Source organism: Pantoea sp. MBD-2R (assembly GCF_039134845.1).
Taxonomy (GTDB): Bacteria; Pseudomonadota; Gammaproteobacteria; order Enterobacterales; family Enterobacteriaceae; genus Erwinia.
This window is the reverse complement of record NZ_CP152417.1, coordinates 754962-779621: the sequence shown is the minus strand read 5'-3', so window position 1 is coordinate 779621 and position 24660 is coordinate 754962. Positions and strand designations below refer to the sequence as shown.

Below are 24660 nucleotides of genomic sequence, written 5' to 3'. Positions count from 1 at the left end.
TGTTTAAACCGGTGTTTTCAGCCCAAAAAGCGTTCGGGCTGCCACCACATCTTTAGCAATTTGCTCTTTAAGCGCGTCAAGCGAGGCGAAACGCTGCTCATTACGTATTTTTTCACAGAGCACCACTTCTATATGGCGCCCGTACAGATTCATTGCAACGTCCAACAGGTGAACTTCTAACTGCTGACGCAGCCCGGCTACGGTGGGACGCGTGCCGATATTGGCAACGCCCGGAAGCGGCTTCTCGCCGAGGCCATGAACCTCAACGGCATACACGCCTTTCACCGGCGAAACGTAACGGCGGAGCGGCAGATTAGCGGTAGGAAAACCGATGGTCCGGCCCAGCGCATCACCATGCACCACCCGGCCAGAAATGCTGAAAGGGTGTCCCAGAAGCGTGGCGGCCAGCGGCAGATTGTCCTCTGCCAGCGCCTGACGAACCGCAGTACTGCTAATTCGTCGGCCATCATCGCAAAATGTCTGGGTGCTGATGACGTCAAAGTTATAATCAGCGCCCGCTTTCTGTAATAACAGGAAATCGCCCTGCCGACCAGCGCCAAAGCGGAAGTCATCGCCAACCGCCAAAAATTTGACGCCGAGCTTATCAACCAGCAAATCGGTAACAAAACTTTGCGCCGTCTGTGCAGCGAAAAGCTTGTCAAAGCGCAGACACAGCACTGCATCGACGCCCGCCTCGCTCAGGTAGCGAATTTTTTCACGCAGGCGCGTGAGTCGCGCAGGCGCTCTTTCAGGCGCAAACAGCTCCAGCGGCTGTGGCTCGAACAACATCACCACGACCGGTAAATGACGCTGACGCCCTTCTTCACACAGTCGGGCCAGCAGCGCCTGATGGCCGCGATGCACACCATCAAAGTTGCCGATGGTCAGTACGCAGCCGCGATGCTGCTCCCGGAGGTTATGTATGCCGCGGATAAACTTCATGGCTGGCTCGAATTTGTGGAAATCGGCGGATTATACCAAGTACCGCCGGGAAGGTTAACCCGCGAATGCGGCTTTACGGTTTTTATCAGCGCAATTTATGCCAGTCAGGGTGGGCTGTACGATTTTTCTTGTGAATAAGCTGTATTCATTCGGGTGAAGCTGGTAGAATCTTGCGCCATCGAAACGTAATCAGGCGTCGTTGTTTTAGCGACGCTTATTTGCACAAATCCATTGACAACCTCAGGCGAAAGAGGCATATTCCTCGGCCTTTGAATTGTCCTCATAGAACTATTTGGGAGTTGGACCTTGGCTAATATCAAATCAGCTAAGAAACGCGCCGTAACGTCAGAGAAGCGTCGTAAGCACAACGCTAGCCGTCGTTCAATGTTGCGTACTTTTATCAAGAAAGTATACGCGGCTATCGCTACTGGCGATAAAGCTGCTGCGCAGAATGCATTTAATGAAATGCAACCAATTGTGGACCGTCAGGCAGCTAAAGGCCTGATCCACAAGAACAAAGCTGCACGTCATAAAGCAAATCTGACTGCACAGATCAACAAACTGGCTTAATCGCCACGCTGTTAATCGGCTTTGATAAAGAAACCCGCCTGGCGGGTTTTTTTATGTCCATTTTCCTCCGTCAGCCAGGTAATCCCTTACCCAGCTGAATGAAGCTCGCTAGCGTAGCTTAACCCGTAGCAGCGTATACCCCACCACGGCAGACACGACCGACCCGGTCAAAATTCCCAGTTTCGCCAGCGTCACCATTTCTTCATGAGCGGCATCAAACGCCAGCGACGCGATGAAAATCGACATCGTGAAGCCAATACCGCACAGCACGCCGATAGCGGCAATATCCTGCATGCGGGTACTTTCCGGTAGCGCGGCAATGCGCAGCTTTACCGCCAGCCAGCAAATCAGCGTAATCCCCAACGGCTTGCCGATAAACAGCCCCAGGATGATCCCTAAAGGTACGGCGGAAAAGAGTCCATCGACAGAAACGCCGCTCAGGGATACACCCGCGTTGGCAAAAGCAAACAGCGGCAGGATGAGCCAGCTCACCCAGGGCGCTAAGCCGTGGGCCAGATGAATAGCCGGCGAGTGCCCGCTCTTTTTCTCCAACGGGACAAAGAAACCGACAATCACCCCAGCCAATGTCGCATGCACCCCAGACTTGAGCACGGCCACCCACAGCACCAGCCCTACCAGCATGTAGAGCGCGATATTGCGTACGCCAAGGCGATTTAACAGGGCCAGTACTACGATAGCGCCAGCGGCCACGCTAAGCGCCATCATGGACAGGTGCTGGGTATAGAAGAAAGCGATAATGACAATGGCACCCAAATCGTCAATCACCGCCAGCGCCATCAGAAACATTTTCAGCGCCGGAGGAACGCGACTGCCTAACAACGCAAGGATACCCAGCGCAAAAGCGATATCGGTCGCGGTAGGAATAGCCCAGCCGTGTATGGCCTGCGGGTCGCTGTGGTTGAGTAAGGCAAAAATCGCCCCAGGTGCCAGCATTCCGCCCAGTGCGGCAATCAGCGGGAACATAGCGCGTTCACGAGTGGCCAGTGAACCCGATATCAGCTCGTGCTTAACTTCCAGTCCAATCATCAGGAAAAACAGCGCCATCATGGCATCGTTAATCCACAGCAGCAGATTTTTACGGATATCCAGCTCGCCAAAACGGAACTCCACCGGCATCGCCAGCAACGATTGATAGCCGTGTTGAGTGGAAGGATTGTTTGCCAGATACATGGCGACAGCGGCGGCGATAATCAGCACCACGCCTCCGGTGGCTTCGTTCTTAATTAATCGCTTTAAAACGGCTTTCATCGGCGTCTTTCCTGTACAGAGATGAGCGTAATGGCCTGACAGGATACGCTTTTCTGACCGGGGGAAAAACAGTTTCTGGCGGGAGAAGGGTTTAAGAATTAGACGGTCAGGAGAAAGATATTACCCATAAAAAACGGGCAGCCTGAGCCGCCCGTTTTGTTGGTTGTGACGGAGAGCAGAATTAACGCGTCAAATCGTCAAAGAACTTCTTCACACCGTCAAAGAAGCTTTTGGAGCGAGGGCTGTTCTTCTCGCCAGCCGCGCCGCCAAAGCTCTCTTCCAGCTCGCGCAGCAGCGCTTTCTGCTTGTCGCTGAGGCTAACCGGCGTCTCGACCACTACGCGGCACAGCAGGTCGCCCTGAGCGCCACCACGGACGGATTTAACCCCTTTGCCACGCATACGGAACAGTTTGCCGGTCTGCGTTTCAGAAGGTACCTTCAGCTTCACGCGGCCGTCCAGCGTGGGGACTTCGATTTCGCCGCCCAATGCCGCCATGGCGAAGTTGATTGGCACTTCGCAGTAGAGGTTATTTTCTTCACGCTCAAAGATCGGGTGTTTACGCACCTGAACCTGAACATACAGATCGCCTGCTGGTGCGCCATGCTCGCCCGCTTCACCTTCACCCGTCAGACGGATGCGGTCACCGGTATCCACGCCAGCCGGAATTTTTACCGACAGCGTTTTAGATTTTTCTACGCGGCCGTGGCCGTGGCAGGCATTACAAGGATCCTTGATAACCGAACCGCGACCATGGCAGGTTGGACATGCCTGCTGCACGGTGAAAAAGCCCTGGCGCATCTGCACCTGGCCCTGACCATGACAGGTCGGACAGGTCTGTGGCTGAGTCCCGGCTTTCGCGCCGCTACCGTGGCACACTTCACACTCTTCCAGTGCAGGAATGCGGATCTCTTTGGTCACGCCGCGGACAGCTTCTTCAAGCGTCAGCTCCATGTTGTAGCGCAAATCGGCACCGCGCGCAGCACGCTGCTGACGGCGTCCTCCGCCAAAGATATCGCCGAACACGTCGCCAAAGATATCGCTGAAATCTGCACCGCCGCCGCCGCCAAAGCCGCCGCCACCACCGCCCATGCCGCCCTGTTCGAAGGCTGCATGACCGTACTGGTCGTAAGCCGCACGCTTCTGCGCATCGGTCAGAATTTCGTAGGCTTCCTTGACCTCTTTAAATTTGGCTTCTGATTCTTTGTCACCCGGATTACGATCGGGGTGATGTTTCATCGCCAGGCGTTTATAGGCCTTTTTGATTTCGCGCTCGTCCGCCGATCGCGAAACGCCCAAAATCTCGTAATAGTCTTGCTTCGCCATTGTACTGGTCCTGCCCTTAACATACGTGCACGGGCGTGGAGAAACTCCGACGCCCGTGCTGGATATCATCAGTGGCCTTGCTCAGGCCACCGTGCCCGCTCAAGGGCGATTATTTTTTGTCTTTTACTTCTTCGAATTCAGCGTCGACAACGTCGTCATCTTTCTTCGCAGAAGCATCAGCCGCGTCAGCTGCGCCGCCAGCGGCCTGCTGCTGCTGTGCGAACTCCATCAGCTTGCTGGACACTTCCATCAGCGCCTGCATTTTCGCTTCGATTTCCGCTTTGTCTTCGCCTTTCAGCGCGGTGTTCAGCTCGGTCAGGGCTGCCTCGATAGGCGCCTTGTCGTCTGCTGGCAGTTTGTCACCGGCTTCGTCCAGCTGCTTACGGGTGCTGTGCGACAGATGATCGGCCTGGTTACGCGTCTGCACCAGCTCTTCGAATTTACGGTCGGATTCAGCATTAGCTTCAGCATCACGCACCATTTTTTCGATTTCATCGTCGTTCAGACCAGAAGAAGCCTTGATGGTGATCTTCTGCTCTTTACCGCTGTTTTTGTCTTTCGCAGACACATGCAGAATACCGTCGGCATCGATGTCGAAGGTAACTTCGATCTGCGGCATACCGCGTGGCGCTGCCTGAATACCGTCAAGGTTGAACTGGCCCAGCGACTTGTTATCTGCTGCGCGTTTACGCTCACCCTGCACCACGTGAATGGTGACGGCAGACTGGTTGTCTTCTGCGGTAGAGAACACCTGGCTGTGCTTGGTTGGGATGGTGGTGTTCTTGCCGATCAGCGAAGTCATCACGCCGCCCATGGTTTCGATACCCAGAGACAGCGGGGTAACGTCCAGCAGCAGAACGTCTTTCACATCACCAGCCAGTACGCCGCCCTGAACCGCAGCACCGACTGCAACCGCTTCATCCGGGTTGACGTCTTTACGTGGCTCTTTACCAAAGAACTCGGCAACTTTTGACTGCACCATTGGCATACGAGTCTGACCACCGACCAGGATAACGTCGTTGATGTCAGAAACAGACAGACCAGCGTCTTGCAGAGCAACTTTCAGCGGCTCAATAGAACGAGAAACCAGATCTTCTACCAGCGATTCCAGCTTCGCACGGGTCACTTTGATGTTCAGGTGCTTAGGACCTGTTGCATCAGCGGTGATGTACGGCAGGTTAACGTCAGTCTGCTGTGCAGAAGAAAGTTCGATTTTCGCTTTCTCTGCGGCTTCTTTCAGACGCTGCATTGCCAGCGGATCGTTGTGCAGATCGATGCCCTGATCTTTCTTAAATTCCGCAACCAGGTAATTGATCATGCGGCTGTCGAAGTCTTCACCACCCAGGTGGGTATCACCGTTGGTTGCCAGAACTTCAAAGGTTTTTTCGCCGTCAACTTCATCAATTTCGATGATTGAGATATCGAAGGTACCACCGCCCAGGTCGTATACCGCGATGGTGCGGTTGCCCTGGCCTTTATCCATACCGTAAGCCAGTGCGGCTGCGGTTGGTTCGTTAATGATACGCTTCACGTCCAGACCGGCGATACGGCCGGCATCTTTCGTTGCCTGACGCTGCGCATCGTTAAAGTAGGCCGGTACGGTGATAACCGCTTCAGTTACCGGTTCGCCCAGGTAATCTTCCGCCGTTTTCTTCATTTTCTTCAGCACTTCAGCAGAAATCTGCGGCGGTGCCATTTTCTGGCCTTTTACATCAATCCAGGCGTCGCCGTTATCAGAACCGGTGATTTTGTAAGGCATGATTTTAATATCACGCTGTACTTCTTCGTCCTGGAAGCGACGGCCAATCAGGCGCTTGATCGCAAACAGGGTATTTTGTGGGTTCGTCACTGCCTGACGTTTAGCAGGCTGACCAACCAGAATCTCACCATCCTGAGTGTAAGCAATGATCGATGGCGTGGTGCGATCGCCTTCTGCATTCTCCAGTACGCGAGCTTTGCCACCGTCCATAATAGCGACACAAGAGTTAGTCGTACCCAGGTCAATACCAATAATCTTACCCATCTAAACGTCTCCCACTTAAATTCAATTCATTTCAAATCAGGTTATGCACACTTAATGCGGGCTGTTTTTGCCGTTTCAACTCCCGGCGCCACGCTTTTTTTCCGGCACATAGCCTCGGATGCCAAATAAGATGGGGCCTGAACCTGAGGCATCAAGGGGCAAAGTAAAAAAATTTTCGTTTTTAAACGCTTCTTCAGATCAATGTTTCACGCCTGATGGATGATTATGATGCCGCCCACACTGAACGGCAGCGGAATTTTCGATGCTGTTGGTTACGTTAACACCCTATTTTTATTACATTTATGTTATAGCAGAGGACTTATGCATAACACTAACCTGGCAAATCCTGGCCCGCTGGGGCTGATGGGCTTCGGGATGACGACCGTCTTGCTGAATTTGCACAACGCCGGCTTTTTTCCCTTAACGTCCGTCATCATTAGCATGGGGATTTTCTTTGGTGGCCTGGCGCAAATTTTTGCCGGGCTGCTGGAGTACAAAAAGGGCAACACCTTCGGTATGACTGCCTTTACCGCCTACGGCTGCTTTTGGCTGAGCCTGGTTGGCATTTTGCTGCTGCCTCGTCTGGGGCTGGCCGAGCCAACCGATGCTGCTTTTCTTGGCGTCTGGCTGGCGCTGTGGGGCATTTTTACGCTGTTTATGTTCTTCGGCACGTTACACGCCAGCCGCGCCTTGCAGTTTGTTTTTGCCAGCCTGACGCTGCTGTTTGTTTTGCTGGCCATCGGTAATCTAACCGGCAATCACAGCGTATTGGTTTTAGCCGGTTTCGAAGGGATCGTTTGCGGTGCCAGCGCAATGTATCTGGCAATGGCTGAAGTGATTAATGAGCAGCTTGGCCGCCAGATATTACCAACAGGTGAGAGAAAGGCGGCGTAATCCCCCTGCCCTGCGCATCAGCCGCAGGGCAGCGTTAATTAGCTAAATGTATCGGCCTGGTTGCCAACCATTGCGGGTTTAAGATCGCGCTTCAGGTAAATACCAAGCAGCAAGCCGATGACTGAAAGCGCCAGCACATACCAGGCGGGAGCCATTGGCGTCACGTTCATCATCAAGGTGACAAAGACGGGCGTTAAGCCACCAAAAATAGCGTACGAAACATTGTAGGAAAAAGAGATACCGGTGAAGCGTACCTCGGCGGGAAAGGCGCGCACCATCACATACGGCACGGCACCGACTACGCCAACGCTGAAACCTACCAACGCATAGCAAGGGCGCAGCATGTCCGGGTGCACGCCCACCGTGTGGTAGAACAATGCGCTACAGGCGGCCAGCAACAGGCTGCCAGTGATAAAGGTTTTACTGGCACCAAATCGATCCGCAGCCAGCCCCGCGCTCAAACACCCGACAATGAGCATAATGGTCGCAAGACTGTTGGCCTGCAGCGCTTGCGTTGCCGCAATGCCATACTGTTTTTGCAGCCAGCCGGGGGTCATCAGGATCACCACTACAACGCCTGCGGAGAGCAGCCAGGTGAGCAGCATACAAACGGCCACTTCTTTTTTGTGATTCACCACGACCGCTTTCAACGGCAGTTCCGCTGCCAGCGCTTTGCGCGTATGCAGCTCAATGAACACCGGCGTTTCCTGTAACCAGCGACGTAAATAGAGGGCAATCAACCCGAAAACGCCCCCAAGCAGGAAAGGGATCCGCCATCCGCCTGCCATAATGCCCTGTGGGCCGAAAGCGGTATTAATGAGCGTTGCCACAAGCGAGCCAAGCAGGATGCCTACGGTTAAACCGGCCGTCAGCGTGCCGCAAGCGAAACCGATACGCTTTTCCGGTACATGTTCCGCGACAAACACCCATGCGCCCGGTACCTCACCGCCTATCGCGGCACCCTGCACAATGCGCAGCAGTAAAAGCAGCACCGGGGCTGCGATTCCCCAGTCAGCATAGGTTGGCAGCATACCCATGAATAGCGTCGGCAGCGCCATCAACAATATGCTGAGGCTGAACATCTTTTTACGCCCTTTACTGTCGCCGAAATGCGCCATCACAATGCCGCCTAACGGGCGCGCCAGATAGCCTGCCGCGAAAATAGCAAAGGTTTGCACCTGTCTTAACCAGTCAGGAATATCAGGTGGGAAAAAGAGATCGCCGATAACGGCGGCGAAGAACACAAAGATGATGAAATCATAAAACTCCAGCGCGCCGCCAAGCGCAGCCAGAGAAAGGGTTTTATAGTCCTGCCGGTTCAGTCGGCGTGCGCTGTCGTCTTGCATAATTGTCAGGCATATCCAGAAGTAATAAGAAAAAAGTATCGTTAACAGTGTAAAGCTGAGCTTACTATAACGTTCATCTTCTCTTACAACAGCGCAACTCTATTTTATGCCTGAATCATTTATTTTTTAGCTGTTTGTATCGCGTCTCGCGCTCTTAAGACGAAAAGCTGCTACCACTTCGGCATGCGTTTCAATATAGGGTCCATCAAGCAGCTGAATGCAATAAGGTACGCTGGCAAAAATGCCGTGAACCTGGGTTTTCCCGTCGGCGTCTTTCAGCCCTTCCAGGGTTTCTTTGATCGATTTTGGCTGGCCCGGCAGGTTAATCACCAGCGACTGCTTGCGGATCACCCCGACCTGGCGCGAGAGAATAGCCGTTGGCACAAAGTTAAGGCTGATCTGACGCATCTGCTCACCAAAGCCGGGCATTTCGCGGTCGGCGATAGCCAGCGTGGCATCCGGCGTGACGTCTCGTCTTGCGGGGCCGGTGCCGCCTGTCGTCAGCACCAGGTGGCAGAATAGCTCGTCGACCAGTTCGCAAATAGCGTGCTCGATCATCGGTTGCTCGTCTGGCACCAGGCGTTTTTCAATCTCAAAAGGCGTAGACAGCGCCTGAGCAAGCCAGGCTTCTAAAGCGGGTAATCCTTCATCCTGATAGATGCCATTCGCGGCGCGATCGGAAACGGAAATCAATCCTATGCGTAGTGTATTCATGGTGTCATCACTGTGATCCCGGCCGCTTCAAGCGTGCGGGCGCGGTTTATAAGAAGAATAGCGGGATAAAAGAAGGATAAACCATTGCAAAGTGGGATGTACAGCAGAGGCAGGATCGTGGCCGGCAAGCCGGCCACGCTCGCCGGTTACAGCAGATCGGCAATCATTTTCTCAAGTTTGCCCTGGTCAACGGCAAAGTTACGGATGCCCTGAGCCAGTTTATCTACCGCCATCGGATCCTGGTTATGCTGCCACAGGAACTCAGATTCGGTCATTTTTGCCGGACGTGCTTTCACTTCACCCGTGTAAGAAAGCTTACGCTCCAGCGTGCCTTCGCTCTCGGCCAGCTCCTTCAGCAGCGCTGGAGAGATGGTCAGACGATCGCAGCCTGCCAGTTCGATGATCTCACCGACGTTACGGAAGCTGGCACCCATCACCACCGTTTCATAGCCGTGCTGCTTGTAGTATTCGTAGATTTCAGAGACGGACACCACGCCCGGATCTTCATGCGCTGCATACTCTTTCTTATCGGTATTGGCTTTGTACCAGTCAAGAATACGGCCCACGAATGGCGAGATCAGGAATACGCCTGCTTCGGCACAGGCACGCGCCTGAGCAAAGGAGAACAGCAGCGTCAGGTTACAGTTGATGCCTTCTTTTTCCAGCTGTTCTGCGGCACGAATACCCTGCCAGGTGGAAGCCAGTTTGATCAGGATGCGGTCGTTGCTGATACCCGCATCGTTATACAGCTTGATCAGCGCGCGCGCTTTGTTGATGCTGCCTTCGGTGTCGTAAGAGAGGCGCGCATCGACTTCGGTAGAGATACGGCCAGGCACCAGCTTCAGGATTTCCAGGCCAATTTTCACGTTCAGCATGTCGGAAGCGTACTGGATCTGCTCTTCTTTTTTGCTGCTCTGATCGCGCGCCCAGGCCACAGCTTCATCAATCAGCTTGCGGTATTCAGGGATCTGCGCAGCGTTCAGAATCAGTGAAGGGTTGGTGGTCGCGTCTTGTGGCTGGTACAGCTTCATCGCGGCAATGTCACCGGTATCGGCAACTACGGTAGTGAGTTGACGCAGGGAAGTCAGTTTGTCCGTCATGGTTTTCATTCTCTCAGAAGAGTTATCGGGTTCTTGAAACTGTCTGCCACGGATAATATCACGCGAGAACCGCCTTGCAAGGTAAGCTTGTCCCGACGCCACTGAGTGCTAAATCTGCCCGTTTTCCCCTGTTTTGCGAGGGATAAGCCGTGGCGATGGCAGCGATTTGTCTTTTCACCGTGTTTTTTTGTTAAAGTAGCGGCTCCGTTTTATCTGCCCTGATATGGCGTATTACTTAAGGATTCTTTGATGTTGATGGTGATCTCTCCGGCAAAAACGCTGGATTTTGAAAGTCCGCTGGCGACAAAAACATTTACCCAACCTGCGTTGCTGGATGATTCCCAAAAACTGATTGAAGTCGCACGCGAACTGACGCCGGTTGAAATAGGCGCACTTATGAGCATCAGCGACAAGCTGGCCGATTTGAACGTCGGACGTTTCCAGAACTGGCACCCGCCCTTCACGCTGGAAAATGCCCGTCAGGCTATTTTGGCGTTTAAGGGCGACGTCTACTCGGGCTTGCAGGCCGAAACGTTTAACGAGCAGGACTTTGCTTTCGCGCAACAGCATTTGCGCATGCTTTCCGGACTGTATGGCCTGCTGCGCCCGCTGGATTTAATGCAGCCGTACCGGCTGGAGATGGGCACGAAGCTGGCCAACCCGGCTGGCAAAGATCTTTATGCATTCTGGGGCGATAAACTCACCGAGGCGCTGAACGCGGCGCTGGCGGAACAGGGCGACGACATGCTGATAAACCTGGCATCGGATGAGTATTTTAAAGCGGTTAAGCCGAAGAAAATTAACGGTCGCATCATCAAGCCGGTGTTCCTTGATGAGAAGAACGGTAAGTTCAAGGTGATCAGCTTCTACGCCAAAAAAGCGCGTGGCCTGATGAGCCGGTATGTGATTGAAAATCGCCTCGGCAAAGCAGAACAGCTAAAAGATTTTGCCGTGGACGGCTACTTTTTTGCCGCTGATGAGAGCAGCGAAAACGAATGGGTATTTAAGCGTCGCGAGCAGTAAAGTCCAGGTTGCCTGTTATTAACACCGTACAGGCGCGAGGGACACGAGCCGTCCAGAAAGACACAAAAAGCGGCATCCATGCCAGCTCGATATGGGCCGTCCATGGCCCGTGACGCTTTCTTACCGGCCCGAATCCCTCACGCTTTAAGCCTGACAGTTACTTGTTCAGCAGGAAATCGCGCAGCGCGGCGAAATCCGCCGACATCTTGTGCGACAACAGCGGCAGCTCAGCACGCTCGGCCAGCGCTTCTGGCAGCGGCAGTTTCTGGCCCAAAATTTCCTCCACGCTCTCCTTAAATTTCGCCGGGTGCGCCGTTCCCAGGAACAGGCCAAACTCGCCTTCCTGAAGCTGATCGCGCAGCAAACGATAAGCGATAGCCGCATGCGGCTCGGAGATATAGCCCAGATCCGCCAGCTCCAGCATCGTCGCTTTCGTGGTTTCATCATCTACCGCGCCGTAGCCCAGGTCGGTCAGGCGCCAGGTTTTACGGCGGAAGAGTTCTTCCACGCGTGGCCAGTTGTTAGGCTGGCTCACATCCATGGCGTTAGAAAGCGTAGCGACCGTGGTATTCGGCGACCATTCGCCGCCGGTAAGGAAGCGCGGCACGGTATCGTTGGCGTTGGTTGCCGCGATAAAACGCTTCACCGGCAGCCCCAGCGATTTGGCTAACAGGCCCGCAGTCAGGTCGCCAAAGTTACCGCTTGGTACGGAAACCACCAGCTGATTACGCTTCTCCTGCGGCAGCTGCGCGACCGCTTCAAAGTAGTAGCAAATCTGCGCCAGAAGACGGCTGATGTTGATAGAGTTTGCGGAATTCAGACCGATGGTCTTTTTCAGATATTCATCGTCGAATGCCTGCTTGACCAGCGACTGACAGACGTCGAAATCGCCGTCGATAGCGATAGTCTGGATATTGCCGCCCAGCGTGCAGAACAGTTTTTCCTGCAACGGGCTGATTTTGCCTTGTGGATAGAGGATCACCACACGCACGTTTTCCATGCCGTAGAAAGCATGCGCTACCGCCGCGCCGGTGTCGCCAGAGGTTGCCGTCAGAATGGTAATTTTTTCATCGGCGCCGCTCACATAAGAGAGCATTTGCGCCATAAAACGGCCGCCAAAATCTTTGAATGCCAGCGTCGGGCCATGAAACAGTTCCAGCGCGGAAATGTCGTCGGTCACTTTTGCCACCGGTGCCGGGAAAGCAAAGGCGGTTTTCAGACGCTCATGCAGCTGGTGTGGCGCGATCTCATCGCCGATAAAGGCAGAAAGAATTTTGCTACTGCGGCTGACGAAATCCATTTCCAGCATTTCATCGATCTCGGTCAGCTCAAATTCAGGCAGCTCCAGCGGGAAAAACAGGCCCTGTTGCTTGCCCAACCCCTGCTTTACAGCCTGTGAAAAGCTAACCTGCTCGTTGTGATCCTTTAGATTGTACAGTTTCATGCGTTATCCCAGTTTACGTGCGCCTGCCGTGTCTAAACGGCAGATGTGAACGAAGCCTTCATCATTTTGCAGATAGTGCTGACGAAGCCAGTCTGCCATGCGCTGCGCCGTATCGCTTTGATTACAAACGGCAAACAGCGTTGGGCCGGAGCCAGAAATGCCGCAGGTCAGTGCGCCAATATCCTGTGCGGCCTGGCGGGCCTCGGCAAAGCCCGGTAAAAGTTTGGTGCGGTAAGGTTCGGCAATGACGTCGCGCATCAGTTTCGCCGCCAGCTGCGGTTGCTGAGTATGGCAGGCGTGAATAAAGCCGCCCAACAGACGACCATGTTTAATAATTTCTTCCTTACGGTACTGCGCAGGCAAAATGGCGCGTGCCTCAGCCGTCGAAACCTTGATGCCCGGATACGCCATCACCCACAGCCAGTCATCAAAAGCCGGAACGGACTGGCTGATGATGCCGTTCTCTTCCAGCATCAGCTGGATGCCCCCTAAAAAACAGGGCGCGACGTTATCATAATGTACGCTGCCGGAGATGCGGCCTTCCAGCTCGCCCATTAACGCTAATAGTTCGGTATCGTTCAACGGTTTGCCACAGTGCTCATTCATCGCCATCAGGCCCGCAACCACTGAACAAGCGCTGGAACCAAGACCGGAACCGATCGGCATATTCTTTTCCAGCGTCATAGCTACCGGTACGCGTTCGCCAATCGCTTCGCAAAAACGATCCCAGCACTGCCAGACAATATTTTCCTGCGGATTGGCAGGCAGTTTGCTGACAAAGCGCCCTTCATTGCGCAGGCTAAATTCGCTGGCAGCTTCTACCGTCACGCAGTCACCCAACAGCGAGCCGTCAACGGGCGAAACCGCCGCGCCTAATACATCAAAGCCCACGCTGACGTTACCGATTGAGGCAGGCGCATAAATCTTGACCATTCTTAAACTCCCAACTTCCATGACAAGGTGCGTAACAGATCGGCGAACACCCCTGCGGCGGTCACATCGTTACCGGCACCATACCCGCGCAGCACCAGCGGAATCGGCTGATAATAACGGCTGTAAAACGCTAACGCATTCTCGCCGTTTTTCACTTTGTACAGGGGATCGTTGCTATCAACGGCATCAATTTTTACCTGGCAACGACCGCCCTCTTCAATCACGCCTACGAAGCGCAGCACCTTACCTTCCTGCTCCGCTTTACTGACTCGTGCCGCAAAAGCGTCATCCAGCTCCGGCAGGCGAGCCATAAAGGCTTCAACATTGTCGATAGCCGTCAATTCCTCAGGCAACACGGCCTCGATTTCAATATCGCTTAACTCCAGCTGATGGCCGGCTTCGCGCGCCAGAATTAACAGTTTGCGAGCCACGTCCATACCGGACAGATCGTCACGCGGATCCGGCTCGGTGAAGCCCAGCTCGCGCGCCATTGTGGTTGCGGCGGAGAGCGAAACGCCTTCATCCAGCTTGCCAAAAATAAAGGAAAGCGAACCGGAAAGGATGCCGGAAAAACGCAGCATCTCATCACCGGCATTGAGCAGGTTTTGCAGATTTTCAATAACCGGCAAACCTGCGCCTACGTTGGTGTCGTACAGGAACTTGCGACGTGATTTTGCCGCAGCGGCACGCATCTGCTGATAGTAGTTCCAGGAAGAGGTGTTAGCCTTTTTGTTTGGCGTGACCACGTGGAATCCATCGGCAAGAAAATCGGCATATTGATCGGCCACCGCCTGGCTGGAGGTACAGTCAACGATCACCGGATTCAGCAGGTGATACTCTTTCACCAGCCGGTTGAGGCGCCCGAGATTAAAGGGCTCGCTGGCTTCCTGTAACGCAGCCTGCCAGTTATTCAACGGAATACCATGAACGTTAGTCAACAACGCTTTGGAATTCGCGATGCCACAGACGCGCAGGTCGATATGTTTATTTTTCAGCCATGCCTGTTGACGATGCAGTTGGTCAATCAGCGCCGCGCCGACGCCACCGACGCCAATCACAAACACTTCAATAACCTGATCGGTTGCGAACAGCATTTGATGTACCACGCGCACACCGGTGGTGGCATCTTCGTTATTGACCACCACCGAAATAGAGCGTTCTGACGATCCCTGGGCGATGGCAACAATATTAATATTGGCACGTGCCAGCGCGGAGAAGAATTTAGCCGAAATGCCCCGCAGCGTGCGCATGCCGTCGCCGACGACTGAGATCACCGCGAGGTTTTCCATAACATCCAGCGGCTCAAGCAAGCCATCCTTTAGCTCAAGGAAAAATTCATCTTCCAGCACGCGACGGGCGCGCGCCTGATCGCTTTGCGGCACGCAGAAGCTGATGCTGTATTCGGAAGAGGATTGAGTAATCAGCACCACGGAAATACCGCTACGGGACATGGCGGCAAACACGCGGGCCGCCATACCGATCATGCCTTTCATCCCTGGCCCGGAAACGTTGAACATCGCCATATTGTTCAGGTTGGTGATGCCTTTTACCGGATTATCATCATCCGGGCTGTCGCCGCCGATTAAGGTGCCGGGCGCCTGTGGATTAGCGGTATTTTTAATCAGGCAAGGAATTTGAAACTGGGCGATGGGGGTGATGGTGCGTGGATGCAGCACCTTCGCGCCAAAGTAGGAAAGCTCCATCGCTTCCTGATAGGACATGGTTTTGAGCAGGCGGGCATCGGGCACCTGACGCGGATCGCACGTATAAACGCCATCCACATCAGTCCAGATTTCACAACAGTCAGCACGCAAACAGGCAGCCAGCACGGCCGCTGAGTAGTCGGAACCGTTACGGCCAAGCACGACCAGCTCGCCTTTTTCGTTGCCGGCCGTGAAACCTGCCATCAGGATCTGGTTTTCAGGAGGAATTTTACTGGCGGCGATTCGGCGAGTTGATTCAGGAATATCAACGGTCGATTCAAGATAATGTCCAACCGCCAACAGTTTTTCGACCGGGTTGATCACGCTGACGCCATGACCACGCGCTTGCAGCAGCGCCTCCATGATGGCGATAGAGAGCTTTTCACCGCGACAGATGATAGCCGCATTGACGCTATCCGGGCACTGTCCCAGCAGAGCGATGCCGTGCAGCACCTGCTTCAGCTGAGCGAATTCCTCGTCAACCACGCGCGAGAGCTTAGCGTAGTCGAAGCCTGGCTGAGCTTCCGCCAGCCCTTGCAGCAACGCGGCAAAAATGTGTTCAGCGTCGGTCAGGTTCGGCTGAGCGTCCTGACCGCTAATGGTTTTTTCAATCATCGCCACCAAATGGTTGGTGATTTTTGCTGGCGCGGACAATACGGTAGCAACCTGTCCCTGCTTAGCATTACTCTCCAGAATATCCGCCACGCGCAAAAATCTTTCCGCATTGGCGACTGAGGTTCCACCGAATTTCAGCACTCGCATGATCATTCTCCTGAATTTTTGCCGAAAAAAAAGCCCGCACTGTTGAGGTGCGGGCTTTTTTTTATTTTTTCCTGTATGCGTCAGCCCGCACCGTTACCTGTGGTAATGGTGGTGGTAATAATGATTGTTGTCATCAGGCTGTGAGTACGCATTTTAGATTTCTTGTCTGTCTTGTAAATTTTGTCCGCTTCCAGAAGTAAAGCAAACGCTATGTTAAGTCAATTTATTTATCCGGCCGCCAAAAAGCGCGGGCAAAACGCTCAGCCAGCATTTACGCCACAACCCGATCAGATCTGTTATTAAAGCGCCCTTGCATCAGCACCACTTGCTGAAACCGCACTATTATCCAGCGTTTTTATCTATAAGTTTTTTTTCTACATCGTGCAGCAACCGATGCAGCATCGCCGTATCGCGCTGTTCCAACAGTCCAATACGCTGATTCAGCCAGTCCGCCAACTTTTGATCATCATTGACATTAAGCGTGCTCAGCAATGTATTTGCCCGCTGGCGCAAAGCGGTAAGCTGCTGCTCATCGGCCGGCTCCGCCTGTAATGCCGTCACCTGACGCAGGGCGGAAAGCTGGTAACAGTAAACCATTACCGCCTGGCCCAAATTCAGTGAAGGATAGTCGCCAGCCATCGGGACGCCGGTCAGCACGTCGACCTGTTCTAATTCTTCATTTGTCAGGCCGGTGTCTTCACGGCCAAACACCAGCGCCGCGCAGCCAATCCAGTGGTGTTTTTCCTGCAGCAGGCTTTCAACCTGCTGAGGCGTGGCGTAATAGCGGAATTTGGCCCGGCTGCGCGCCGTCGTGGCAATACTGAAATCCACGTCAGCAAGTGCGGCATCAAGCGATTCCCACTGCGTGGCATTTTCCAGGATCTCTCCTGCACCATGGGCGACACGCCGCGCCGCAGGATCGAGATGGGCCTGACTATTAACGATACGCAATTCGTCAAATCCCATGGTTTTCATAGCCCGCGCTGCCGCACCGACGTTTTCAGGTCGCGCTGGGGCGACAAGTATCAAAGGAAAACGCATAACCGCCTTCTGAAGTTAAAAAATGTGAAAGTAATCTGGCCTGAGCCGGAAGTGAAATACCGAATTGTATTTTTTAACAAATCAATAACATAGAAAAACCATTGCTAACCCGTCATAACGCAAAACTATGACTTTCTTCCTCTGAATTCAGTAATAAATACATTTATCTCAATATAATCCCATTTACTTCAAGTGATTAACAAATGTTAAAAAAGGGCTATAGCTGACGGCAACGCGTAACGCGATTTGCGCGTTTGCAAACCTAACTTTGTGAGCTAAACCGGCATTCTGCGAAGGGTTTTTCACAAAAAGGTTAACGTGCTACAATTGGTTTGATATAAGTCAACTAAGCCTTATTTATTGCCAGTTGGCTGGGCCTTGTGCTGTTATGTTGCTGTTAATGAGGTTAGGATGTACGCCATTTTTGACCTTGCCGGGACAGGAAGCATTCCAGTACAACGATGAATCTTCCGGTCCAAACATGGCTTGTGAACATATTCCGTACAGCTCGTGTTACGCGTCTGAAAGGCGCCCGTGTTCTCTCCGGTACGGTAACCGCTGTATGCCCCATATCGTATTTTAGGCAATTTTAGGTAGCGAACACATGCAGACCCCGCACATACTTATCGTTGAAGACGAATTAGTTACTCGCAATACTCTCAAAAGTATTTTTGAGGCCGAAGGCTACATGGTTTATGAGGCTACGGATGGCGCCGAAATGCACCAGATTCTGACAGAGAATGACATCAATCTGGTGATTATGGATATAAACCTACCCGGCAAAAACGGCCTGCTGCTGGCGCGCGAACTGCGTGAACAAGCTAACGTGGCCCTGATGTTCCTGACCGGCAGGGATAACGAAGTCGACAAAATCCTTGGCCTTGAAATCGGTGCGGATGACTATATCACCAAGCCTTTCAACCCGCGCGAACTGACTATCCGTGCACGTAACCTGCTGTCTCGTACCATGAATCTGGCGCCTCACAGCGAAGAGCGTAAGCTGGTAGAAAGCTATCGTTTCAACGGCTGGGAGCTGGATATCAACAGCCGCTCGCTGGTCAGCCCGCAAGGCGATCAATACAAGCTGCCGCGCAGTGAGTTCCGCGCGATGCTGCACTTCTGCGAAAACCCAGGCAAAATCCAGACCCGTGCCGATCTGCTGAAAAAAATGACCGGACGCGAACTGAAACCGCACGATCGCACTGTCGACGTGACCATTCGCCGCATTCGTAAGCATTTTGAATCGACGCCGGATACGCCAGAAATCATCGCCACCATCCACGGCGAAGGTTATCGTTTTTGCGGTGATTTGCAGGACTGAGTAAAAGCTTAATGATACTTAAGGGCCCCTTCTGGCGGCCCTTTTCTTTGCGGATTATTTGTTCCACGGCATAATAGGCACCGCGCTCAGGGCGTTCTTCGGCGAGCCGTCTACGACCTTATCGGAATAGCTCAGATAGATTAACGCGTTACGCTTTTTATCGTAGAAGCGTACCACCTGAAGTTTTTTAAATACCAGAGAAGTTCGCTTGCGGAACACGACCTCGCCTTCTGATTTACCCTGGGCGATGTTATCGCTAAGCTCCACCGGACCAACCTGCTGACAGGAAATTGCCGCATCTGAGGTATCTTCGGCCAGCCCCAGTCCCCCTTTGATGCCTCCGGTTTTTGCCCGGCTGATATAACAGGTAACATTTTTTACATCGGGGTCATCGAAAGCTTCGACAATGATTTTATGATCGGGCCCAAACACTTTGAACACGGTATCAACTGAGCCGACCACCTCGGCCCGTACAGAAAGTGAGGTGAAGATTACAGCTGTGACTATTAACAATTTTTTCATTGTCATAACGTTACCATTGCATAGAAAATAGATGACATTGTAAGTTAACCGGCAGCATTGCCCTAATCAATCCGACCTGTCTTACGGGCTACCCCGGCGCAGACGGTCTTCTCAAAAGCCGGATACGTGACCTTAGCATGTCGACAGATTGCTTATTGCACCAATATTAACCAGGATGAGGACGTTTTATGGATCAAGCCGGTATCATTCGCGATTTGCTTGTCTGGCTTGAGAGCCACCTTGACCAACCGCTGGCGCTGGACAACGTAGCGACCAAGGCGGGCTACTCAAAATGGCATCTGCAACGAATGTTCAAAGAGGTCACCGGTCATGCTATCGGTGCTTACATCCGTGCACGTCGTTTGTCAAAAGCAGCAGTGGCGCTGCGCCTGACCAGCCGTCCGATTCTGGATATTGCTTTGCAGTATCGCTTTGACTCGCAGCAAACGTTTACCCGCGCTTTCAAAAAACAGTTCAACCAGACGCCTGCTTATTACCGCCGCGCGTCTGACTGGCAGTCGTTCGGTTTACGTCCGCCTATTCGCCTTGATGATTTTAGCCTGCCTGCGGCAACTTATGTGACCTTGCCGGAGACCGTTCTGGTCGGACAAACACAGGTTTATAGCTGTACGCTGGAGCAGATTTCCAGCTATCGTGACGAGATGCGTCTGCATTTCTGGCGTCAGTTCCTGACCGAAACGGACAGGGTTCCGCCGGTGCTTTACGGACTGCATCAGACGCGCCCAAGCATGGAAAAAGATGATGAGCAGGAGATCCTCTACACCACTGCGGTGCCGTCCGACAAGCTTTTCCAGCCGATCTCGTCAACGCAAACGGTCTTACTGGAAGGCGGCGAATACGTGCAGTTCACTTACGAAGGCCCCCGCAGCAATTTGCAGGAATTTATTCTGCTGGTTTACGGTACCTGCATGCCGGGCCTACAGCTGACGCGCCGACAGGGTCAGGATATTGAACGTTTCTACACGCACGGCGGTAAGAAACGTCCCGAGCCACCTACGGATATCCGCTGTGAATATCTGATCCCTATCCGACGTCCGGCCGATACGCAGACGGCCTGATGCCTTCATTGCTGCCATGACGCAATGGCAGCAATGAAGCAAGCGCCGGTTTCCGCGAGCGGCTAACGCTGTAATTCGTCGAGGGCTGGCTCATCAAGATGCGCGACGTCCCCCGCCGTTTCCACGACCCAACCGGCAGCCAGCCATTCGCTTTGCTGATGATCTATCCGCGAGATAGAGCAGTTACGCAACCGTAAACGACGTTCAGCGTAGGCTGGCAGACCCAGTAACGTACTGACCAGCACGCCCAACGCCATGCCGTGACTGACCAGCAGCGGACGACTTCCCGCAGGCAATTGCAGGCAGGCGTTCAATGCCTCATGCATTCTGTCTGCCATTTCAGTCATCGACTCACCGCCGGGAATACGGCCGCCTTCGGTACCGTTAACCAGGGTTTTGCGCCAGTTCTCTTCTTCTGGCGTTAGCGAATCCAGCGGCCGCTGCTCCAGCACGCCCATGTTCAGCTCCCGCAAGCGCGGATCCAACTGGATGCGACAGCCGCAGGCATCGGCAATAATCTCGGCAGTACGTTTGGTGCGACCCAAATCGCTGGCGATAACGTGGGTGATGCCAAGGTGTTTAACCCGCTCTCCCACCTGCCGTGCCTGCTGCTCTCCCTTTTTCGTCAGCTCGCTGTCTGACTGTCCCTGAATGCGCCGCGCCGCATTCCAAAGCGTTTCCCCATGACGAACAAGATAGACCTGTAACATTGCTATTTTCCGTTATACTGCGACAAATTTGCGTAGAGGGTTCAAACAATTATGTACCATGTCATCGCTGCCACCATCAATCCGGCAAAAATTAACGCAATTTCTCAGGCTTTCAGCGATATATTTGGTGAAGGATCCTGCCATATTGAGGGCGTCGAGGTCGACAGCGGCGTTTCGCCTCAGCCCCTGACAAATGCAGAAACGAGAACTGGCGCACGCCAGCGCGTGGCAAATGCGCGTCAGATTCGTCCTGAAGCGGATTTTTGGGTGGCGATTGAAGCCGGGATAGAAGAAGACAGCGCGTTTGCCTGGATGGTCGTTGAAAACCCTCAGCAGCGTGGAGAATCGCGTTCTGCCAGTTTTACCTTACCTGCGGTGGTGATGAAAGGTATTCACGCAGGTCGCGAGCTGGGCGAAGAAATGGCCAGTTTGACCGGCATTGAAAATATCAAACATAAAGGCGGCGCCATTGGCGCATTTACCGCCGGGCTGCTGACGCGTACCAGCGTCTACCATCAGGCGCTAATCCTTGCGCTGTGTCCGTTCCATAATGCGGTTTATCAGATGCGCGTTGATTCAGATCTTCTCTGAGCCCTGGATTAGCTGCGCCTCCAGCCAGGCTTTCAGCGCTGGCGGCGCGCTTTTCAAACTGTTAGAGCCGCGCGTAATCGTTGCGATACCCACGCCCAGATCGTTTTTTAGCTCGCGCTGGCTTAGCTCACCCCGCATCAGTTCTTCAATGATGCGCAGACGCGTACCCAGCGCTTCGCGTTCGTCCGGCGTGGTCATCAGCTGCAACAGCGGCAAATGCAGACCACTGTCAAAAGCGCGCTGGAGCAGCGTAACATACCGCTGCCACTCTTCGTTGTGCGGTTCCATGGTGACAGGAATGGATGATTCGGTCATGTGTTGCCCATACTCGTTAACGAGTACAGCAGCATAGCACAGCCCGCTTCAAATCAGTAGCGCCGCTGCCATTCGCTCTCGCTTAAAATGTTGTCCGGTTTATCCATGAAATAACGGTAGTACGCATCATAAGCCAGCACGTTCTTCACATAGTTTCGCGTTTCCGAGAAAGGAATGGTTTCGATAAAAGCGACCGAATCCAGCCGTCCGGCGCTGTTTCCCAGCCAGGTTTTCACCCGCGAAGGCCCGGCGTTGTAAGCGGCCGATGAGAAGATACGGTTTTGCCCAAACTGCTGGTATACCGATTCCAGATATTGCGTGCCGATTTGAATATTGGTTTCCGGGTCCAGCAGCTGGCTGCTGTTGCTGTATCCCGGCAGGCTGTAGGTTTGCACCGTATGCTGCGCAGTGGCTGGCATGACCTGCATCAAGCCTGCGGCACCCACCGGCGAACGCGCTTTCGGATTCCATGCGCTTTCCTGACGGGCAATAGCCATGGCATAGCTGACGGGGATCGCTTTGCCATCGGTATAGCGACGGAACTGATCCTGGAAAGCCAGCGGGAAGCGCTCCTGAAGGCTGTTCCACAGCTTGCCGCTAATCGTCGCCTGCACGCTCAGCACCCACCAGTTTTGCTCATAAGCGTAACGCGCCAGCTGCTGTTGCTGAGGACGGGTTTTGCTGGCAACCAGATAGCTCCATTCCGTACGGGCCAGGTTATCCATGTTCCAGTACATCAGTTCCCGCACGCGAGAAATTTCCGCGCCTTGTGTCAGGCTACTTTCCGGCTCCGGCGCTTTATCAACCTGGAGCGGGAAATCGACGCCCAACCGTTGAGCCGCGACCATTGGATAGAAACCGCGTTCCTGCATCAGTTTGCGCAGGATCGTTTCTGCTTCCTCTTTGCGCCCACGTTCCAGCAACAGATCCGCCTGCCAGTATTGCCACTCATCCTTTTGTTTCGCCTCAACAGGTAAACGCGCAATCCAGGTATTCAGGCCACGGCGATCGTTATTGCCCAGCGACATGCGGATCCGCCGCTCAAGCAGCGAAACAGCGTCGCTGCGCATGACTACATTATCCCGCCAGCGCGCCTGCTCTGGGGTGATATCATTGCCCATCAGCCGCCACGCCACCGCTTCGTTAAGCTGCTGTTCCTCTTCTTCGCTCATCTTTTGCAAACGCACCAGCGAGGGGATCATCGCACGGGCATTTTCAGCATCGCCACGCGCTACGCTGGCAAAGGCAATGGCGGTTGCCTGACGGGTAAAATCTGTCGGGCCGACGGCGCGGGCAAAAGCTTCCACATTCTGCGGGTTGTTCTGCAAATCCATTACCGCGCTGGCAATGGTTTGATAATCTTCCGGCAGCTGCTTCGCGAGGGCGTTTACCAGGCTGGTATTGCCCTCTTTCATCGCCAGACGAATACGTTCCAGCGTGGTAATTGGCGTCTGTTTTCCGGCCGCCTGCCAGACGTTAATCAGCTTGTCGCAGGCGGATGGCAAGGCGGTGCCACGCAGCCAGAGCGTTTTTGCGCCATCCCAGGCCACCTGCTGCTCGCCGGTCGCCCATTTGGCGTAATACCAGTTGCAGCTCGCCGCGACGGGTTTTGGCACCGCCGGGCTGAAAACCAGCAGGCCGCGCCAGTCTTCACGACGAGCCAGCTCGTTGACGAAGCGGGACGGAAGCGAGCGCACCGGCGGCAGCGTAGGGTACTTTTTAATGAAATCGTTAATCACAAAACCGCTTTCCTGATCCAGGTTCTGCCCCAGCTCGCGGTATTCCAGATAAGGATAAAGAGGATAGTCACGCAACGTGGGCATTAACGCCGCCACGGTATCCATTTGATTGCTGTCCCACGCCTGCTTAATTTGCAGATAGCGACTGCGCTGGGCATCCAGCGAATCCGCCTGCGCCGTGCCGGCGACGATTGCTAAACAGGCGCCTGCTATCCACAACTGCCACTTGTCCACCATGACTTTCCTCACGTTAACGCCTCACTTTGTCCTGTTGCTGCCTCAACACATGCTAACCAGGCTTGGCCGGTCTCGCTATGCTACACACATTAATTTACTAAACTCCGCTGGCCTAAACGGCAACTCAATCACTTCACGATAGTTGTTCTTTCCCAATCGGGGTTAATTCCGATCAAAAATCGCCAATCAGCCTTCCGTCAACATAGCGGCTTGCCATCCTCGCCGGATTCACCGTTACCGCTTCGGGCTGTTAAACGGCACCAACGACAGAAGCGTTAATAGGTGAACAGGTGGCGAGATCCTACTTTTACCGATTCATGCAGGTGATGACATGACGCAACAGAATTTCGCTTCCTCCGGGCTGAAGCCTGCTTTTGCCTGGTACCGCTTTGATGCCGCCTGCGTAGTAAAGAGATTACACAGTAGCGAAACCGGTTTGTCCGCTGAAGAAGCGCGGCTGCGCCTGACGGAGCTGGGGCGCAACCAGCTTTGCTCTGATAAAGACAAAAGCACAGTACGACGCTTTTTCAGTCACTTTAACAACGTGCTGATTTACGGGCCGCTGGCTGCGGCAGGGCTGGGTGTCATATTGGGTCACGGGTTTGTCGCGGCAGTCATTAGTGGTGTCGTTATTTTCAACGTAGGGAAGCGTTTTACCGAGGAAAACAAAGCGCAGGAAGCCCTGCAAGATAAGGAAAAGCTGTTGCCCCCCCAGGCCCGGGTCATGCGCAACGGTCAGGTGCAAACGATTGATGCCCGCGAGTTGGTGGAAGGCGATATTGTTGTCCTGCAAGCAGGCGATGGCGTTCCTGCCGATATGCGTTTACTTGAGGCAGACAGCCTGCTGGTGAATCAGGCAGCTCTGACGGGTAGCGCTATGGCGGTCAGCAAACAAACCGCTACCATCGCTACTGAAGTGACGATGGGTCACCGCGATAACCTGGTTTTCTGCGGAACGACGGTCAGTGCTGGTCGCGCAACCGGGATTGTTATTGCCACCGGCAGCGAAACCGAGCTGGGCAGAATGAATCAGTGATCGCGGATCGATAGCCTCACTA

The 24660-nt window shown here is 53.7% G+C and carries 23 protein-coding genes and 1 other annotated feature; of the genes, 7 read left to right on the top strand and 16 right to left on the bottom strand.

The window, feature by feature from the left end:
• Positions 1-3 precede the first annotated feature (3 nt).
• Complete coding sequence (ribF, locus tag AAGQ96_RS03540; RefSeq protein WP_342754864.1) at positions 4-942, bottom strand: bifunctional riboflavin kinase/FAD synthetase; 939 nt, start codon at positions 940-942, stop codon at positions 4-6.
• Positions 943-1248: 306 nt separating this feature from the next.
• Between ribF and rpsT the strand changes: the two genes are divergently transcribed.
• Positions 1249-1512: a 30S ribosomal protein S20 gene (gene rpsT, locus AAGQ96_RS03535; protein ID WP_025901190.1), complete on the top strand. Its 264-nt coding sequence runs from the start codon at positions 1249-1251 to the stop codon at positions 1510-1512.
• Positions 1513-1620: 108 nt separating this feature from the next.
• Here the strand turns inward: rpsT and nhaA are convergent, their stop codons facing one another.
• From nhaA to dnaK, 3 genes are all read right to left on the bottom strand, one after another.
• A complete protein-coding gene (nhaA, locus tag AAGQ96_RS03530) occupies positions 1621-2781 on the bottom strand; it encodes a Na+/H+ antiporter NhaA (RefSeq protein WP_342754863.1) in 1161 nt (386 codons plus the stop codon).
• Between the two features lie 181 nt (positions 2782-2962).
• Positions 2963-4105: a molecular chaperone DnaJ gene (dnaJ, locus tag AAGQ96_RS03525; RefSeq protein WP_147195104.1), complete on the bottom strand. Its 1143-nt coding sequence runs from the start codon at positions 4103-4105 to the stop codon at positions 2963-2965.
• Positions 4106-4214: 109 nt separating this feature from the next.
• Complete coding sequence (gene dnaK / locus AAGQ96_RS03520; protein ID WP_342754862.1) at positions 4215-6128, bottom strand: molecular chaperone DnaK; 1914 nt, start codon at positions 6126-6128, stop codon at positions 4215-4217.
• Between the two features lie 321 nt (positions 6129-6449).
• Between dnaK and satP the strand changes: the two genes are divergently transcribed.
• Positions 6450-7022 (top strand): acetate uptake transporter, encoded by a 573-nt coding sequence (satP, locus tag AAGQ96_RS03515; protein WP_342754861.1) that lies wholly within the window; start codon positions 6450-6452, stop codon positions 7020-7022.
• Between the two features lie 38 nt (positions 7023-7060).
• On the opposite strand, the gene AAGQ96_RS03510 is transcribed toward satP, so the two are convergent.
• The 3 genes from AAGQ96_RS03510 to tal form a co-directional block, all read right to left on the bottom strand.
• A complete protein-coding gene (locus AAGQ96_RS03510; RefSeq protein ID WP_342754860.1) occupies positions 7061-8368 on the bottom strand; it encodes an MFS transporter in 1308 nt (435 codons plus the stop codon).
• Positions 8369-8494: 126 nt separating this feature from the next.
• Complete coding sequence (mog, locus tag AAGQ96_RS03505) at positions 8495-9082, bottom strand: molybdopterin adenylyltransferase (protein ID WP_342754859.1); 588 nt, start codon at positions 9080-9082, stop codon at positions 8495-8497.
• A 146-nt stretch (positions 9083-9228) separates the two neighbouring features.
• A complete protein-coding gene (tal, locus tag AAGQ96_RS03500; RefSeq protein ID WP_342754858.1) occupies positions 9229-10182 on the bottom strand; it encodes a transaldolase in 954 nt (317 codons plus the stop codon).
• Positions 10183-10431: 249 nt separating this feature from the next.
• Between tal and yaaA the strand changes: the two genes are divergently transcribed.
• Entirely contained in the window at positions 10432-11205 is a 774-nt protein-coding gene (gene yaaA, locus AAGQ96_RS03495; RefSeq protein WP_342754857.1) for a peroxide stress protein YaaA, read from the top strand.
• Between the two features lie 157 nt (positions 11206-11362).
• On the opposite strand, the gene thrC is transcribed toward yaaA, so the two are convergent.
• The 5 genes from thrC to AAGQ96_RS03470 form a co-directional block, all read right to left on the bottom strand.
• Entirely contained in the window at positions 11363-12649 is a 1287-nt protein-coding gene (thrC, locus tag AAGQ96_RS03490; RefSeq protein WP_147195087.1) for a threonine synthase, read from the bottom strand.
• Between the two features lie 3 nt (positions 12650-12652).
• Positions 12653-13582, bottom strand: coding sequence for a homoserine kinase (gene thrB / locus AAGQ96_RS03485; protein WP_147195084.1), 930 nt, complete (start codon positions 13580-13582; stop codon positions 12653-12655).
• A 2-nt stretch (positions 13583-13584) separates the two neighbouring features.
• On the bottom strand, positions 13585-16047 hold the full coding sequence (gene thrA, locus AAGQ96_RS03480; RefSeq protein WP_342754856.1) for a bifunctional aspartate kinase/homoserine dehydrogenase I: 2463 nt from the start codon (positions 16045-16047) through the stop codon (positions 13585-13587).
• Positions 16048-16070: 23 nt separating this feature from the next.
• Positions 16071-16192, bottom strand: a sequence feature (Thr leader region).
• A complete protein-coding gene (gene thrL / locus AAGQ96_RS03475) occupies positions 16128-16199 on the bottom strand; it encodes a thr operon leader peptide (RefSeq protein WP_147200513.1) in 72 nt (23 codons plus the stop codon). (Overlaps the previous feature by 65 nt.)
• A gap of 190 nt (positions 16200-16389) precedes the next feature.
• Positions 16390-17088 (bottom strand): tRNA/rRNA methyltransferase, encoded by a 699-nt coding sequence (locus AAGQ96_RS03470; protein ID WP_147195077.1) that lies wholly within the window; start codon positions 17086-17088, stop codon positions 16390-16392.
• A 604-nt stretch (positions 17089-17692) separates the two neighbouring features.
• Between AAGQ96_RS03470 and arcA the strand changes: the two genes are divergently transcribed.
• Positions 17693-18409: a two-component system response regulator ArcA gene (gene arcA, locus AAGQ96_RS03465; protein ID WP_147195075.1), complete on the top strand. Its 717-nt coding sequence runs from the start codon at positions 17693-17695 to the stop codon at positions 18407-18409.
• Between the two features lie 54 nt (positions 18410-18463).
• On the opposite strand, the gene creA is transcribed toward arcA, so the two are convergent.
• Positions 18464-18937, bottom strand: a complete 474-nt coding sequence (gene creA, locus AAGQ96_RS03460) for a protein CreA (protein ID WP_147195073.1) — start codon at positions 18935-18937, stop codon at positions 18464-18466.
• 182 nt (positions 18938-19119) lie between these two features.
• Here creA and robA point away from each other — a divergent pair, with 182 nt between their 5' ends.
• On the top strand, positions 19120-20010 hold the full coding sequence (gene robA / locus AAGQ96_RS03455) for an MDR efflux pump AcrAB transcriptional activator RobA (RefSeq protein ID WP_147195071.1): 891 nt from the start codon (positions 19120-19122) through the stop codon (positions 20008-20010).
• Between the two features lie 62 nt (positions 20011-20072).
• On the opposite strand, the gene gpmB is transcribed toward robA, so the two are convergent.
• Positions 20073-20720, bottom strand: a complete 648-nt coding sequence (gene gpmB, locus AAGQ96_RS03450; RefSeq protein WP_342754855.1) for a 2,3-diphosphoglycerate-dependent phosphoglycerate mutase GpmB — start codon at positions 20718-20720, stop codon at positions 20073-20075.
• 51 nt (positions 20721-20771) lie between these two features.
• Between gpmB and yjjX the strand changes: the two genes are divergently transcribed.
• Positions 20772-21311 (top strand): inosine/xanthosine triphosphatase, encoded by a 540-nt coding sequence (gene yjjX / locus AAGQ96_RS03445; RefSeq protein WP_147195067.1) that lies wholly within the window; start codon positions 20772-20774, stop codon positions 21309-21311.
• Here the strand turns inward: yjjX and trpR are convergent.
• Both trpR and sltY read right to left on the bottom strand, forming a co-directional pair.
• Positions 21297-21626, bottom strand: a complete 330-nt coding sequence (gene trpR, locus AAGQ96_RS03440; protein ID WP_342754854.1) for a trp operon repressor — start codon at positions 21624-21626, stop codon at positions 21297-21299. The genes yjjX and trpR overlap by 15 nt on opposite strands.
• A gap of 53 nt (positions 21627-21679) precedes the next feature.
• Positions 21680-23602 carry a murein transglycosylase gene (sltY, locus tag AAGQ96_RS03435; RefSeq protein WP_147195063.1) on the bottom strand — a complete coding sequence of 641 codons (1923 nt, stop codon included), beginning with the start codon at positions 23600-23602 and terminating at the stop codon, positions 21680-21682.
• Positions 23603-23933: 331 nt separating this feature from the next.
• Here sltY and AAGQ96_RS03430 point away from each other — a divergent pair, with 331 nt between their 5' ends.
• Positions 23934-24638: a cation-transporting P-type ATPase gene (locus AAGQ96_RS03430; protein ID WP_342754853.1), complete on the top strand. Its 705-nt coding sequence runs from the start codon at positions 23934-23936 to the stop codon at positions 24636-24638.
• Positions 24639-24660 lie beyond the last annotated feature (22 nt).

Excerpts from the sequence above, each read along its gene's own strand:
- sltY (WP_147195063.1), bottom strand. The coding sequence starts at position 23,602 with ATGGTGGACAAGTGGCAGTTGTGGATAGCAGGCGCCTGTTTAGCAATC.
- dnaJ (WP_147195104.1), bottom strand. The coding sequence starts at position 4,105 with ATGGCGAAGCAAGACTATTACGAGATTTTGGGCGTTTCGCGATCGGCG.
- AAGQ96_RS03470 (WP_147195077.1), bottom strand. The coding sequence starts at position 17,088 with ATGCGTTTTCCTTTGATACTTGTCGCCCCAGCGCGACCTGAAAACGTC.
- arcA (WP_147195075.1), top strand. The coding sequence starts at position 17,693 with ATGCAGACCCCGCACATACTTATCGTTGAAGACGAATTAGTTACTCGC.
- tal (WP_342754858.1), bottom strand. The coding sequence starts at position 10,182 with ATGACGGACAAACTGACTTCCCTGCGTCAACTCACTACCGTAGTTGCC.
- yjjX (WP_147195067.1), top strand. The coding sequence starts at position 20,772 with ATGTACCATGTCATCGCTGCCACCATCAATCCGGCAAAAATTAACGCA.
- dnaK (WP_342754862.1), bottom strand. The coding sequence starts at position 6,128 with ATGGGTAAGATTATTGGTATTGACCTGGGTACGACTAACTCTTGTGTC.
- mog (WP_342754859.1), bottom strand. The coding sequence starts at position 9,082 with ATGAATACACTACGCATAGGATTGATTTCCGTTTCCGATCGCGCCGCG.
- robA (WP_147195071.1), top strand. The coding sequence starts at position 19,120 with ATGGATCAAGCCGGTATCATTCGCGATTTGCTTGTCTGGCTTGAGAGC.
- AAGQ96_RS03430 (WP_342754853.1), top strand. The coding sequence starts at position 23,934 with ATGACGCAACAGAATTTCGCTTCCTCCGGGCTGAAGCCTGCTTTTGCC.
- trpR (WP_342754854.1), bottom strand. The coding sequence starts at position 21,626 with ATGACCGAATCATCCATTCCTGTCACCATGGAACCGCACAACGAAGAG.
- creA (WP_147195073.1), bottom strand. The coding sequence starts at position 18,937 with ATGACAATGAAAAAATTGTTAATAGTCACAGCTGTAATCTTCACCTCA.
- gpmB (WP_342754855.1), bottom strand. The coding sequence starts at position 20,720 with ATGTTACAGGTCTATCTTGTTCGTCATGGGGAAACGCTTTGGAATGCG.
- ribF (WP_342754864.1), bottom strand. The coding sequence starts at position 942 with ATGAAGTTTATCCGCGGCATACATAACCTCCGGGAGCAGCATCGCGGC.
- thrB (WP_147195084.1), bottom strand. The coding sequence starts at position 13,582 with ATGGTCAAGATTTATGCGCCTGCCTCAATCGGTAACGTCAGCGTGGGC.
- nhaA (WP_342754863.1), bottom strand. The coding sequence starts at position 2,781 with ATGAAAGCCGTTTTAAAGCGATTAATTAAGAACGAAGCCACCGGAGGC.
- AAGQ96_RS03510 (WP_342754860.1), bottom strand. The coding sequence starts at position 8,368 with ATGCAAGACGACAGCGCACGCCGACTGAACCGGCAGGACTATAAAACC.
- yaaA (WP_342754857.1), top strand. The coding sequence starts at position 10,432 with ATGTTGATGGTGATCTCTCCGGCAAAAACGCTGGATTTTGAAAGTCCG.
- thrA (WP_342754856.1), bottom strand. The coding sequence starts at position 16,047 with ATGCGAGTGCTGAAATTCGGTGGAACCTCAGTCGCCAATGCGGAAAGA.
- thrC (WP_147195087.1), bottom strand. The coding sequence starts at position 12,649 with ATGAAACTGTACAATCTAAAGGATCACAACGAGCAGGTTAGCTTTTCA.
- satP (WP_342754861.1), top strand. The coding sequence starts at position 6,450 with ATGCATAACACTAACCTGGCAAATCCTGGCCCGCTGGGGCTGATGGGC.